Origin of the sequence: Mycolicibacterium arabiense, from assembly GCF_010731815.2 — a bacterium.
In the GTDB taxonomy this organism is placed as follows: Bacteria; Actinomycetota; Actinomycetes; order Mycobacteriales; family Mycobacteriaceae; genus Mycobacterium; species Mycobacterium arabiense.
In genome coordinates, this window is the sequence record NZ_AP022593.1 from 1,113,035 (window position 1) to 1,126,785 (window position 13,751).

Annotated in this window: 11 protein-coding genes; 2 read left to right on the forward strand and 9 right to left on the reverse strand. The window is 68.8% G+C overall.

Features of this window, described 5'->3' with window-relative positions:
• Positions 1-3: 3 nt before the first annotated feature.
• From G6N61_RS06960 to yajC, 6 genes are all read right to left on the reverse strand, one after another.
• Complete coding sequence (locus tag G6N61_RS06960; RefSeq protein ID WP_235887597.1) at positions 4-2,307, reverse strand: RelA/SpoT family protein; 2,304 nt, start codon at positions 2,305-2,307, stop codon at positions 4-6.
• A gap of 107 nt (positions 2,308-2,414) precedes the next feature.
• Entirely contained in the window at positions 2,415-2,966 is a 552-nt protein-coding gene (locus G6N61_RS06965) for an adenine phosphoribosyltransferase (RefSeq protein WP_163917871.1), read from the reverse strand.
• Positions 2,963-4,615: an ABC transporter substrate-binding protein gene (locus G6N61_RS06970; protein ID WP_163917872.1), complete on the reverse strand. Its 1,653-nt coding sequence runs from the start codon at positions 4,613-4,615 to the stop codon at positions 2,963-2,965. Before G6N61_RS06970 ends, G6N61_RS06965 begins: the two co-directional genes overlap by 4 nt.
• Before the next feature lie 6 nt (positions 4,616-4,621).
• A complete protein-coding gene (secF, locus tag G6N61_RS06975) occupies positions 4,622-5,887 on the reverse strand; it encodes a protein translocase subunit SecF (RefSeq protein ID WP_163917873.1) in 1,266 nt (421 codons plus the stop codon).
• Between the two features lie 2 nt (positions 5,888-5,889).
• Positions 5,890-7,749: a protein translocase subunit SecD gene (secD, locus tag G6N61_RS06980; protein ID WP_163917874.1), complete on the reverse strand. Its 1,860-nt coding sequence runs from the start codon at positions 7,747-7,749 to the stop codon at positions 5,890-5,892.
• Positions 7,750-7,821: 72 nt separating this feature from the next.
• Entirely contained in the window at positions 7,822-8,190 is a 369-nt protein-coding gene (gene yajC / locus G6N61_RS06985; RefSeq protein ID WP_163917875.1) for a preprotein translocase subunit YajC, read from the reverse strand.
• Between the two features lie 337 nt (positions 8,191-8,527).
• On the opposite strand from yajC, the gene gabT reads away from it, so the two are divergent.
• Complete coding sequence (gabT, locus tag G6N61_RS06990) at positions 8,528-9,871, forward strand: 4-aminobutyrate--2-oxoglutarate transaminase (protein ID WP_163917876.1); 1,344 nt, start codon at positions 8,528-8,530, stop codon at positions 9,869-9,871.
• Here the strand turns inward: gabT and G6N61_RS06995 are convergent.
• Both G6N61_RS06995 and G6N61_RS07000 read right to left on the reverse strand, forming a co-directional pair.
• Positions 9,868-10,254: a cytochrome P450 family protein gene (locus G6N61_RS06995; RefSeq protein WP_163917877.1), complete on the reverse strand. Its 387-nt coding sequence runs from the start codon at positions 10,252-10,254 to the stop codon at positions 9,868-9,870. The two genes, gabT and G6N61_RS06995, sit on opposite strands and share 4 nt — an antisense overlap.
• A 155-nt stretch (positions 10,255-10,409) precedes the next feature.
• Entirely contained in the window at positions 10,410-11,078 is a 669-nt protein-coding gene (locus tag G6N61_RS07000) for a hypothetical protein (protein ID WP_163917878.1), read from the reverse strand.
• Positions 11,079-11,344: 266 nt separating this feature from the next.
• Here G6N61_RS07000 and G6N61_RS30540 point away from each other — a divergent pair, with 266 nt between their 5' ends.
• Positions 11,345-12,661, forward strand: coding sequence for a GGDEF domain-containing protein (locus G6N61_RS30540; RefSeq protein ID WP_220101437.1), 1,317 nt, complete (start codon positions 11,345-11,347; stop codon positions 12,659-12,661).
• 24 nt (positions 12,662-12,685) lie between these two features.
• Here G6N61_RS30540 and ruvB read toward each other — a convergent pair whose 3' ends face one another.
• The gene (ruvB, locus tag G6N61_RS07010) at positions 12,686-13,750 is read right to left on the reverse strand and encodes a Holliday junction branch migration DNA helicase RuvB (protein ID WP_163917879.1); all 1,065 of its coding nucleotides are present in this window, start codon (positions 13,748-13,750) and stop codon (positions 12,686-12,688) included.
• Between the last annotated feature and the right edge of the window lies 1 nt (position 13,751).

The following is a 13,751-nucleotide window of genomic DNA, read 5'->3' on the forward strand; positions in this document are numbered from 1 at the left end:
CGGCTAGGCCGCCGACGTCACGCGGTAGACGTCGAACACGCCCTCCACGTTGCGCACCACGTTCAGTACGTGGCCGAGGTGCTTGGGATCGCCCATCTCGAAGGTGAACCGGCTGATCGCCACGCGGTCGTTCGACGTGGTGACCGACGCCGAGAGGATGTTGACCTTCTCGTCGGCCAGCACCCGCGTCACGTCCGACAGCAGCCGGTGCCGGTCGAGCGCCTCGACCTGAATGGCGACCAGGAACACCGACGACGGGCCCGGCGCCCACTTCACGTCGATCAGGCGTTCCGATTGTTGTTGCAGCGATTCGGCATTCGTGCAGTCGGTGCGGTGCACGCTGACGCCGCCGCCGCGGGTCACGAAGCCCATGATGTTGTCGCCGGGCACCGGCGTACAACACTTGGCCAGCTTGGTCAGCACGCCTGCCGCACCGGGGACCGATACGCCGACGTCGTCGCTGGTGCACTGGCGCACCGGCATCGTCGCGGGAGTCGACCGCTCGGCGATCTCGTCCTCGGCCTCCTCGTCACCACCGAGCTGGGCCACCAGACGCTGCACCACGTGCCGCGCGGAGACGTGCCCCTCGCCGACCGCGGTGTACAGCGCGGAGACGTCGGTGTACCGCAGCTCGCGCGCCAGCGCGGCCATCGACTCGGCATTCACCAAGCGCTGCAACGGAAGTCCGCCGCGGCGCACCTCACGCGCGATCGAGTCCTTGCCCGAGTCGAGCGCCTCCTCGCGGCGCTCCTTGGCGAACCACTGCCGGATCTTGGCCTTCGCGCGGGGCGACACCACGAACGTCTGCCAGTCCCGTGAAGGACCCGCGTTGGGCGCCTTCGAGGTGAACACCTCGACCGCCTCACCGTTCTCGAGCTTGCGTTCGAGCGCGACGAGCCTGCCGTTCACCCGCGCTCCGATGCAGCGGTGCCCCACCTCGGTGTGCACGGCGTAGGCGAAGTCGACCGGCGTCGAACCCGTGGGCAGCGTGATCACGTCGCCCTTGGGGGTGAACACGAAGATCTCCTGCACCGCAAGGTCGTAACGCAGCGACTCGAGGAACTCCCCGGGGTCGGCGGCCTCCCGCTGCCAGTCCAGCAGTTGCCGCATCCACGCCATGTCGTCGATCTCGGCGGCGGCGTTGGTCGCCGGTAAACCGTTGCGGCCCTTGGCCTCCTTGTACCGCCAGTGCGCGGCGATGCCGAACTCGGCGGTCTTGTGCATCTCCTGCGTGCGGAGCTGCACCTCCAGCGGCTTGCCCTCGGGGCCGATCACGGTCGTGTGCAGCGACTGGTAGACGCCGTACCGGGGCTGGGCGATGTAGTCCTTGAACCGGCCCGCCATCGGCTGCCACAGCGAGTGCACGACGCCGACGGCGGCGTAGCAGTCGCGGATCTCGTCGCACAGGATGCGCACGCCGACCAGGTCGTGGATGTCGTCGAAGTCGCGGCCCTTGACGATCATCTTCTGGTAGATCGACCAGTAGTGCTTGGGCCTGCCCTCGACGACCGCGCTGATCTTCGAGGCGTTCAGCGAGGCGATGATCTCGCCCCGCACCTTCGCCAGATACGTGTCGCGCGACGGCGCCCGGTCGGCGACCAGGCGCACGATCTCCTCGTACTTCTTCGGGTGCAGGATCGCGAACGACAGGTCCTCGAGTTCCCACTTGACCGTCGCCATCCCGAGCCGGTGGGCCAGCGGAGCGATCACCTCGAGCGTCTCGCGCGCCTTGCGGGCCTGCTTCTCCGGCGGCAGGAACCGCATCGTGCGCATGTTGTGCAACCGGTCGGCGACCTTGATCACCAGCACGCGCGGATCGCGCGCCATCGCGATGATCATCTTGCGGATGGTCTCGCCCTCCGCGGCCGACCCCAGCGCGACCTTGTCAAGCTTGGTGACGCCGTCGACGAGGTGGCCGACCTCGGTGCCGAACTCGGCGGTCAGCGCCTCCAGCGTGTAGCCGGTGTCCTCGACCGTGTCGTGCAGCAGCGCGGCAATGAGCGTCGTGGTGTCCATCCCCAGCTCGGCGAGGATGTTCGCGACGGCCAGCGGGTGGGTGATGTACGGGTCGCCCGAGCGGCGCATCTGATCGGCGTGCCGCTGCTCGGCCACCTCGTATGCACGCTGCAGCAGCGTGAGGTTGGCCTTCGGGTAGAACTCCCTGTGCACTGCGACCAGCGGCTCGAGCACGGGGTTCACCGCGCTGCGCTGCGCGGTCATGCGCCGTGCGAGCCGGGCCCGCACGCGCCGCGACGCGCTGGAGGTCGACTTCGGCGGGTCGACGGCATCGGCCGGGATGACCGGCATCGGTTGCGTCTGCGTCAGGGCATGATCGTCAGCCACGTCACCACCTCCTGACCTCTGCCGGCATCTCGAGGATATCCCTCAGTCTGCGCTGCGCTTCGCACGAGCGCTCACTGCACCACCGTCAGGCTCGTCACCTTCAACTCACCCACGACCGCGCGCCCACCGAGCGCCTCCAACTCGAGCAGTACGGCGGCGCCCACGACGATCGCCCCTGCCCGCTCCAGCAGCTTCACCGTCGCTGCGACCGTGCCGCCGGTCGCGAGTACGTCGTCGATCACCAGAACGCGTTTGCCGGTCAGATCGATTCCATCGGCGGGAATCTCCAGCGTGGCGGTGCCGTATTCGAGGGTGTAGGTCTCGCTGAACACCGGCGGCGGCAGCTTGCCGCCCTTGCGTACTGCCAGCACGCCCGTGCCGAGCCTGATCGCCACAGCCGCCCCCAGCAGGAACCCCCTGGCGTCGATGCCTGCCACCATGTCGCAGCCGTCGGCGACCTCGGCAAGTGCCTCGGTGATCGTGGCCAGCCCCGCAGGGTCGGCGAGCACCGGCGTCAGGTCCTTGAACTGGATGCCCGGCTCGGGGAAGTCGGCGACCTCCCGGGTCAGCGACGCGATGGCCTGGGACGCCGCCGACGTACCGTCGGCATCAGTCTCGCTCACGATTCCAGCGCCCAGCGGTCCATGTTCCAGCCGGCACCCCAACGGGTCGGATTGCTACTCACGGCGTCCATCTTGGTCGATACCAGCAGCATGCGCTGCTGGCGGTACAGCGGAAGCGTCGGCATGCCGTCCCACAGCACGCGACTTCCCTCGCCGAGCAGGCGTGCGGACTCCTTCGGGTCGGCGGTGACGGCCAGCGCGCCGATGATGCCGTCGATCTGCTCGTTGGAGTATCCCGAGAGGTTGTTGCCGTTGCCGGTGTGCAGTTCGTAGGCGTCCATCGCCGACGAGCCCGTGGAGCCACTGCCCACTGCTCCCCCGGTGCTCGCCAGCAGGGCGTCGATCTGACCGTCGCGCAGCGCCTGCGGCCCGACCCCGTCGCCTGCGGCGTCCTCCACCACGATCCCGGCAGGCTCGCACGCCTTGGCGATCGTCCCCGCGATCGCGGCCAGGCGGGCGTTGGGAGTCTGGTAGCCCAGTCGCACGGTGAGCGGCCTCCCCCCGATGGCGTCGCGTGCGGCGCCGGGGTTGGCGACGACGAACTGCTCTGCGCCGCCGCCGTTCTCGGCCGCGGTGATCGAATCCTCGGCCGCGGGGTTGAGCCTGTTGTTGGCGATGGGCACCTCGGCGTTGCGCGCGATCACGTCGCGCGGCGTGCACAGCGCCAGCGCCCGGCGCGCCACGGGGTCGGCCACCGAACCCCTTGCGCCGAAGATGATCTGCTCGATACCGGCGGACGGCGCGTCGGTGCGGGTGTAGTCGTCGGAGAGCGTCAGCGTGCCCGACGAACCGGCGGCGACGTCCACGACGTCATAGAACCCCTCGTTGACGCGGTCCTGGATGTCGGCGCCGCGGGGCCACACCGTGATCTCGGCGGTGACGGGCTTGGCGCCCCACCACTTGTCGTTGGCGACCAAGACCACCGCGCCGTCGTCGGTCACGGCGCCGAGCTTGTACGGGCCCGACGACGGGAACTTCTTCAGGTCGACGTCCGGCGTTAGGTTCCACGTCTGATTCCAGGCGGTGGCGATGCGGTCGACGGTCGGAACGTCACCGGACTGCAGCGCGGTGGTGACCCCGCCGTCGCCGAGACCGAGTTCGTCGGCGAGCACGTGCGACGGCATCATCGACGTCGCGGCGAACAGCTGCCCGTAGTCGACGAACCCGCGATCCTGGGCGAACGTGACCCTGGCCTTCTTCTGACCCGGAGCGCAGTCGATGGACGCGATGTCGCCGTAGCCTGCGCGATTGGCGGCGTCGAAGCCCTGGAACCGGCCGGACTGCGCGGCCCAGGCGAGCACCATGTCGTCGCACGTGATCGGCTTGCCGTCGGAGTAGACCGCGCTGTCGCTGATCTCGTAGTCGAGCACCTGCGGGCTGCGTCCCACCACCGAGATCGACCCGAAGTCGCGGTCACCGACGATCTGCCCTTCGGGCCCGTGGTAGTTGAACCCGGTCAGGACACGCGAGAACGCCTGCGGCCCACCGGATGCAGCGCCCACCACGGTGTTGGTGTTGTAGGTGACCAGCGTGCCGTCGACGGCGTAGTCGATCTGATCGGCCGTGCTTCCAGAGCACGACGCGGTCAGCCCGGCGACGAGTGACAGCGTGGCTGCGAGGATCGCAGTTCGCCGAAAGCGGGCAGCCATCGCCACCTACCGCCTGGGGCTCCGCTTGCCCGAGGGACGTCCGGTCGGACGGGTCGGCTTGACGCCGGGCGCGGGCTTGTCCGGGGCGATCGCGACCGGCGCGGACGCCGCCACCGACGCCGGCTCGGCGACGCCGCCCGACTCCACCGAAGCAGCGGCCTTGGCCGACGCGCCCTTCCGGCGATTCATCACCCGTCGGGTGTGGTTGCGGACCAGTTCGGTGCGTTCGCGCATCGTGACCAGCAGCGGGGTGGCGAAGTAGATCGACGAGTACGTGCCGACGATGACACCCACCAGCTGCACCAGCGCCAGGTCCTGCAACGTGCCAACGCCCAGCAGCCACACCGCGATCACCATCAGCGCGAGGATCGGCAGCACCGAGATGACGCTGGTGTTGATCGACCGCATGAACGTCTGGTTGATCGCGAGGTTCGCCTGTTCGGCGAACGTCCGTCTGGTGGTGTGCTCGAACCCGCTGGTGTTCTCCTCCACCTTGTCGAACACGATCACGGTGTCGTAGAGCGAGAAGCCGAGGATGGTCAGCAGACCGATGACCGTCGCAGGCGTCACCTCGAACCCGACGAGCGAGTAGACGCCCGCGGTGATGACGAGGTCGAACACCAGCGCGGCCAGCGCCGCGGCAGCCATGTACCGCTCGTAGCGCAGCGTGATGTAGATGGTCACGATGACCAGGAAGACCACCAGCGCGATGAGCGCCTTCTGGGTGATCTGCCCACCCCAGGTCTCGGACACCGCGGAGTCGCTGATGACCTGCTTGCTGGGCTGCCCGTCGCCGCCCTTGGGCTGGAACGCGTCGAAGAGGGCGTTGCGCAGGTCCTCGGTCTGGTCGTTGTCCAGTGTCTCCGACCGGATCTGCACGGTCGCCGAAGCGCCGTTGCCCACGACCACGACCGACTCTGGCGGCGTGCCGATGGTGTCGTTGAAGACGGTCTCCACCTGTTCGGTGGTCACCTGCCCCTGGGCGCCCTGCGCCGGCATCGACACCTTGGTGCCACCTTCGAAGTCGATGCCGAAGGTGAACCCGCGCAGCAGGATGCTGGCCAGGGCGATCGCGACGAGGACGCCGCTGATGACGAACCACATCTTGCGCTTGCCGACGACGTCGAACGCGCCGGTGCCCGTGTAGAGGCGGACGAAGAAGCCGTGCTTCGGAGCGGCTCCCGCCGCACCCAGCTCGGCTCCGGTGGATGCCACGTCTACGTCGGCGGTGTCGTCGATGGTCTGGTCCTCGGATTTCCCGTGCTTGGACATGGTCACTTCACCCCCGCCGTCGCGGCGGCGGCCCGCCGCTCCCTGGCGATCTGCTGGACGGCGCCGAGCCCGTTGTACTTCGCCTTCGACAGCCACGTCGTCTTGGAGCCCAGGTACACCAGCGGCCACGTCACCAGGAAGACCACGACGACGTCGAGGATGGTGGTCAGGCCGAGGGTGAACGCGAAGCCCTTGACCTGGCCGACGGCGAGGACGTAGAGCACTGCGGCGGCGATGAAGCTGACCGCGTTGCCCGACAGGATCGTCTTGCGGGCGCGCGCCCAGCCTCGGGGCACCGCGGAGCGGAACGACCTGCCCTCGCGGATCTCGTCCTTGATGCGCTCGAAGAACACCACGAAGGAGTCCGCCGTGGTGCCGATGCCGATGATCAGACCTGCGATGCCCGCGAGGTCGAGGGTGTAGTTGATGTAGCGGCCGAGCAACACGAGGATCGCGAACACCATCGCGCCGGACGCCACCAGCGACAGCGCCGTGAGCACACCGAGCACGCGGTAGTAGACCAGCGCATAGACCAGCACCAGGGCCAGGCCGACGGCGCCGGCAATCAGGCCCGCGCGCAGCGAGGTCAATCCCAGTGTCGCCGAGACGGTTTCGGCCTCCGACGATTCGAATGACAGCGGAAGCGAGCCGTACTTGAGCACGTTGGCCAGTTCGCGTGCCGAGTCGGCGTTGAACGACCCGGTGATCTGGGTCCGGCCGCCGGGGATCGCCTCGTTGATCTGCGGTGCGCTGACAACCTCGGAGTCGAGCGTGAAGGCGGTCTGGGTGCCCACGTTGGCGGCGGTGAAGTCGGCCCAGATCGTGGTGGCGTCACCCTTGAACTCGAGGTCGACGACGTACTCACCGCGCTGGGAGTCCAACCCGGACGTCGCGTTCGCGATCTGCTCGCCGTTGATGATCGACTTGTCCAGCAGATAGACGGTCTTGTGATCCTGCGAGCAGGTCACCAGGGGCAGGTTCGGGTCGTCGTTGCCCGCCAGGACGTCCTCGTCGCCGCAGCGGGTGGCCTGGAACTGCAGCGCCAGGAGCTGGATCTGCTGGTCCGTACTCTGCCGAAGCGCCTTCTCGTCGGAGATGCGCTGGGCGAGGTCGGCGCGGGTGTTGCCCGTGTTCGGCTGCCCCGGCGGCGGGGTGCCGCTGGTCGGAGCCGGTGACGGTGCCGGACTCGACGGAGCGGGGGTCGACGGCGGCGCCGGGCTCGGCGACGGTGCGGGTTCCTCGGGGAACGGCCGCGGCTGCGGGGCAGGCGATGCGGGTGCCGGTCGAGGCGGCTGCCCCGGTGTCGGCGCGACGATCGGCGCCTCGGGCTCGGCGGGCGCGATCAGCGGTGGCTGACCAGGCGCGCCCGGAAGTCCGGCGCCACCCGGCAGTCCGGGCAGGCCCGCGCCACCCGGTAGCCCGGGCAGGCCCGGCGCTCCCTGGGGTGGCTGTGCGCCGGCGGGCTGCTCGCCCTCGGCGGGGACGGGGAAGCCCTGGATGACGGGACGCACGTACAGCCGAGCGGTCTGGCCGAGGTTGCGGGCCTCGCTGCTGTCATTGCCCGGCACCGTGATGACCAGGTTGTCGCCGTCGATGACGACCTCGGACCCGGACACGCCGAGGCCGTTCACGCGGTCGCCGATGATTTGTTGGGCCTGCATGAGCGCGTCCCGGGTGGGAGGCGATCCGTCAGGGGTGCGCGCCGTCAGCGTGACACGGGTCCCGCCCTGCAGGTCGATGCCGAGCTTTGGCTCGGGCTGCTTGTTCCCGGTGAGGAAGACGAGCAGATAGGCACCGATCAAGAGGACCAGGAAGAGTGTCAGGTAGCGGTACGGGTGCACCGGCGTTGAAGACGATGCCACGTTGCTCGAATCTCCTCAGGTCAGTACGTCAGCAACCGCACAGGGTACGGGGTCGGGCTGAGTGCCCGGCTGTCAGTCCTTCTTGACCTGGTCGGGGTCGGATTTCTCGATTTGAACGGCCTCGACGGCGCCGTCGTGGTCCTCATACTCGGCGTCTTCGTACTCGTCGTCCTCGAGTTCGTCGGCGGCCTCGATGCGGTCGCGCACGGCGAGCTTCATCCACGTGGTCACGACGCCCGGGGCGATCTCGAGGTCCACGCTGTCATCGGAGATGCCGGCGATGGTGCCCTCCAGGCCGGAGGTGGTGTGCACCCGGTCGCCGATGGCCAGCGAGTTGTGCAGGTCGATCGTCTGCTGCATCGCCTTCTTCTGGCGGCGCGAGGCGAAGAACATGAACGCGCCGAGGATGATGAGCAGGGGAAGGAAGACGACCAGATCCATCGCAGCACTTGTCTTTCGTGTCGGTCTTGCGTATTTCGGCGCCCGAGCAGGAGTCATCGAGGTCGCCTCGTCAGCCCCTAGTGTGCCATCACGGCCGATTTCGACGAAGGCTGCGTCCGACGGCCTGCCGATCCACCCGACGCACGACCCGGGCCCGCGGGCGACCGACGACCGAATGCGTGGCGAGGGGCTGCTTTCGGCACTCGATGCGTGGCGCCGATACGGATTCGTCGACCATATCGTTGCTTCGAGCGTGTGCGGGACTAGGCTTGACCGCGCCGACACGGGGTAGTCATCCCGTCGATCCACCCATCACCGCGAACACCTGGAGTCAGACGTGAGCACCCTCGAAAAGAGCCGCTACCTGGCCACTGCGATCCCCGGCCCGAGGTCGGCGGCGCTCATCGACCGCAAGGGCGCAGCGGTGGCCCGCGGTATCGGCAACACCATGCCGGTGTACGCGGCGCGGGCCGCGGGCGGCATCGTCGAGGACGTCGACGGCAACCGCTTCATCGACCTGGGCTCCGGCATCGCCGTCACCACGATCGGCAACGCCTCACCCCGCGTCGTCGCCGCCGTCTCCGCGCAGGCGGCCGAGTTCACCCACACCTGCTTCATGGTGACCCCGTACGAGCAGTACGTCGCGGTCTGCGAGCACCTCAACCGGCTCACCCCGGTGGAGGGCGAGAAGCGTTCGGCTCTGTTCAACTCGGGCTCCGAGGCCGTCGAGAACGCGGTGAAGATCGCCAGGGCGTACACCCGCAAGCAGGCGGTGGTCTCGTTCGACCACGCCTATCACGGTCGCACCAACCTGACGATGGCCCTCACGGCCAAGTCGATGCCCTATAAGCACGGGTTCGGCCCGTTCGCGTCCGAGATCTACCGCGCCCCGATGTCCTACCCGTTCCGGGATGCCGAGTTCGGCAAGGAGCTGGCCACCGACGGTGAACTGGCAGCCCGGCGCGCGCTGTCGATCATCGACAAGCAGGTCGGTGCCGACAACCTCGCCGCCGTCATCATCGAACCCATCCAGGGCGAGGGCGGTTTCATCGTCCCGGCCGAGGGATTCTTGCCGACGCTGCTGCAGTGGTGCCGGGCCAACGGCGTGGTCTTCATCGCCGACGAGGTGCAGACCGGGTTCGCCCGCACGGGCGCCATGTTCGCCTGCGAGCACGAGGGCATCGACCCCGACCTCATCGTGACCGCCAAGGGCATCGCCGGCGGCCTGCCGCTGTCCGCGGTGACCGGCCGGGCCGAGATCATGGACTCGCCGCACGTCGGCGGGCTCGGCGGCACCTACGGCGGCAACCCGCTCGCATGCGCCGCGGCGCTGGCCACCATCGACACGATCGAGAGCGACGGACTCGTCGCGCGCGCCCGCGAGATCGAGACGCTGATGAAGGACCGGTTGGGACGGTTGCAGGCCGACGACGACCGCATCGGCGACGTTCGCGGCCGGGGCGCGATGATCGCCGTCGAGCTGGTGAAGTCCGGGACCATCGAGCCGGACGCCGACCTCACCAAGGCTCTGCTGGCCGGCGCGCACGCAGCGGGCGTCATCGTCCTGTCGTGCGGTACCTACGGAAACGTGCTGCGATTCCTGCCCCCGCTGGCGATCAGCGACGAGCTGCTCAACGAGGGCCTCGACGTGCTGGCCTCGGTCCTCGCGGACCTGCGCTAGGCAATCACCAGGGCGACGACGACGGCGCGCAAGTCGTCGGCCGTTAGCCCGTCACCGTCGACGTCGGCGAGGACGAGGTCCGACATCAGATCGTCGGTGAGCTTCCAGCAGCGGTCGGCGATCATCAGGTCGACGTAGGAGTCGAGCGCACGCATCGACTCGGCGTCGTTCACCCACGCCCATCGCGAGATCGATGCCCAATCCCTGCGTGGCACACCGAGACTCGCGCACTTCAGTCGCATCGACGAGCGAGCGCCGATATGGCTGACAGCAGTGGCGCCGCCGCCGAGGGCTGCGAGGACGTCCGCACGCAGCGTGCGGATGCTCTGCACGGTGAAGGCGTCAGTGTCGGGTCCCGAACGGATCAGCGTGCTCACCGTCATGCCATGCGTCCCATCGTCGAGGTATCCACCGTGTCTACCTCGCACCTACCCCGAGCGGCGATCCACGACCACCACCTGTGATGGAGAGAACAGAACGCAGAACAGGCGCGTGACCCGGTGACCGGGGCACGCGCCTGCGAGGAGAGCGCCGGGGCTTAGCGGTTCACCAGGGTGCCGTCGCGGCGGGTGCCGCGGTTGCGGCGCGAGCCGAACAGCTTGTCCTTCAGTCCCGGCCTGCGTCCGTCGGTCACCACGGGCGCCCCGGTCGGATCGGTGGTCACGGTGTCCTGCGTGGTGACCATGCCGCGGTCGTGCGCCATCGGGCGGTTGACGAATTCGACGTCGCGCACCGAACGGACCGACAGCCTGCCCAGCGCCATCGCACCGAAGAAGATCAAGAGCGCGCCGAGACCGTAGAAGTAGGTCAGCTCAAGCCACACGCGCTTGGTGTCGGTGTCGGCGACCGGCGTGCCCACGTTGCCCAGGCCCAGCGGTCCGGCGAATGCACGCCCGACGACGAACCAGGCTCCGGCGGCGACGGCCAGCCAGCCGCCCAGCATGCCGGTGGCACGGTTGCGCGACGTCAGCAGCAGGAAGCCACCGATCACTGCGACGACGCCAGGCAGTACCTCCAGCCAGCCGCGTCCGACGGACCACGACTCCTGCTGGCTGTAGGCGAAGTCGAAGCTCGGGCCCACGAAGGGCACGGCGGCCCCCCAGATGCCGAGCAGGATCACGACGATGCCGCTCAGCGCGCCGCGGCTACGCGGAATCCGCATGCGTCCACCGCGGACGCGGGGTTCGGGTTCGTTGATGGTGGTCATGGGAGCCTCCTCTTTCTCGCAGTTAGGTACCCCCGCCAGGGCGGAACCAACCAGCGCCCGGCGTCCTCCACCATTTCGTGACCAACTGGCACCTCGCGCGGTCGGACACATACCCCGGGTATGAGATCGACGTTGGTCAGCAAACTGCTCCGGAGTTTTGTACGATCCGGAGCGGGGACTCGAAAATCGCAGCGGGGCCCGACCGTGTCCGATTCCGCGGGTTCGCGGCGGCGTGGTCGACCACCACGAAGAGTGAGCACATCGCAGTGGACTGGATTCGCCAATGGTGGCGACAACCCGATCATTTCGATTGGCTCTCGGCGTACCTCGGGGCGCGCAATCTGCTGCGCTTCACTCGCTTCATCGTCGCGGCAGTGGTGCTTCTCCTCGGTGTCGCACCGTTGCTGATGCTCATGAGTCCCGTGGGGCCGCAGAGCACCATAAGTCGGCTGATCTCGATCTTCGCCGCTGCCGTCTGCGGAATCATGGCGGTCATGTGGGCCACCCAGTGGCCCACCCGGCGCCAGTCGCTGGTCTTCACCGGAGTGTTGGCAGTCTGCATTGCCGCGGGCTGCCTGGTGCAGTCCACCCCCGTCGCCGGGCTTCAGGGTGCGACGGCGTTCGCCGCACTCGCCGGGTACGTGGCGTTCTTCCACACCAGCCGAGCGCTGTTGCTCATCCTCGCGGTGTCGGCCACGACCGCCACGATCTGTGCAGTTCAGATAGCGACGCACCTCGACCCGTTCGCAGCGCTCAGCAAATTGCTGATATTGACCGTGGGCGTCCTCGCGGTGCCCTACTCCGCCCACGTGCTCGTGCACGTCCTCGGCGTCGACGCCCTGAAGTCCGATGTCGACCCGCTGACCGATCTCCCGAACCGGCGCGGCTTCTACCGCTCGATGCGCACGCTGACCGCCGAGTCCATCGGCAGCCGCGCCGCCGAGCTGTCGGCCGTGATGGTCGACCTCGACGCGTTCAAGCGCGTCAACGACACCGCCGGCCATGCCGCGGGTGACCAGACGCTGATCGCCGTTGCCGACATCCTGCGCAAGACCCGCCGCGGTGACTCCGTGCTGGGCCGCGTGGGCGGCGAGGAGTTCGTGGTCGGGATCGTCGGCCCGAAGCATCACGCCACCGGCCTCGCCGAGCGTCTGCGCCGCGAGATCGCGGCGATGCCGTCGAACGTCACCGCCAGCGTCGGGGTGGCCACGGTGCCGTTGCGCCGGATGCCGCCCGACGGGATCCGGGGGCTGCTACAGGGTCTGATCGAATCGGCCGACCGGGCGATGTACACCGCCAAGCGCTCCGGCGGCGACCAGGTGCACGTCTCGGGGACACCGGTGGACGACTTCGCCGACGCGCCCGTCACCGGCGCGATGCCGAAGAAGACGACCGCCACCGCGGGCAAGGTGCCCTGGACGATCGCCGCGCGCCCCCTCGTCGGATCCGAGGCGAACAGGACGACCGCGGCGGCCGGCATGGAGCAGGCGCCCGCCAAGAGCAAGGCCGCCCCGGCCGCGGTGCCGCCGGAGATCGTGAACCCGACTCCCGCGCCGGCGACGGCGGTCACGAAGCAGTTGTAGGCCCAGTCAGGTTGCGGGCGAACGTCATTCGAACAGGCCGGGCTGCCCCAGGCTGGTGACGCCAGCTGGCGGCGTCATCCCGAGGTGGTGCCAGGCCTGACTGGTCGCGACCCGGCCGCGTGGCGTGCGGGCGATCATCCCGGCGCGCACCAGGAACGGCTCGCACACCTCTTCGACCGTGGTGGCCTCCTCGCCGACGGCGACGGCCAGCGTCGAGACTCCCACCGGTCCCCCGCCGAAGCTTCGGGTCAGCGCGGAGAGCACGGCGCGGTCGAGCCGATCGAGGCCGAGTTCGTCGACGTCGTACACCTCCAGTGCGAGCTTGGCGATGTCACGGGTGATGACGCCGTCGGCGCGTACCTCGGCGTAGTCGCGGACCCGCCTCAGCAGCCGATTCGCGATGCGGGGCGTGCCTCGCGAGCGCCGCGCGATCTCCGAACCGGCGTCGGCGCCGACCTCGATGCCGAGGATGCCGGCCGAGCGGGTGAGCACCCGCTCGAGTTCGATCGGATCGTAGAAGTCCATGTGCGCCGTGAAGCCGAACCGGTCGCGCAGCGGGCCGGTCAGCGCGCCCGAACGCGTGGTGGCGCCGACCAGTGTGAACGGCGCGACCTCCAACGGTATCGACGTGGCGCCGGGCCCCTTGCCGACGACGACGTCGACGCGGAAGTCCTCCATCGCCAGGTACAGCATCTCCTCGGCGGGCCGTGCGATGCGGTGGATCTCGTCGATGAACAGCACGTCGCCCTCGACGAGATTGGACAGCATGGCCGCGAGGTCCCCGGCGCGTTCCAGCGCCGGCCCCGACGTAACTCGCAGCGACGTACCGAGTTCGGCGGCGATGATCATGGCCAGCGACGTCTTGCCGAGGCCGGGCGGTCCCGAAAGCAGGATGTGGTCGGGCGTGCCGCCGCGGTTCTTGGCGCCCTCGAGGACCAGTTGCAGTTGCTCGCGCACCCGGGGCTGACCGATGAACTCTCGCAGGGTCCGCGGGCGCAGGCTGGCATCGACGTCGCCCTCGCCGACGGTCAGTGCGGCCGAGACGTCTCTCTCGTCCTCGGCCGCCTCGTCTTCTTCGAACCGTCCCACG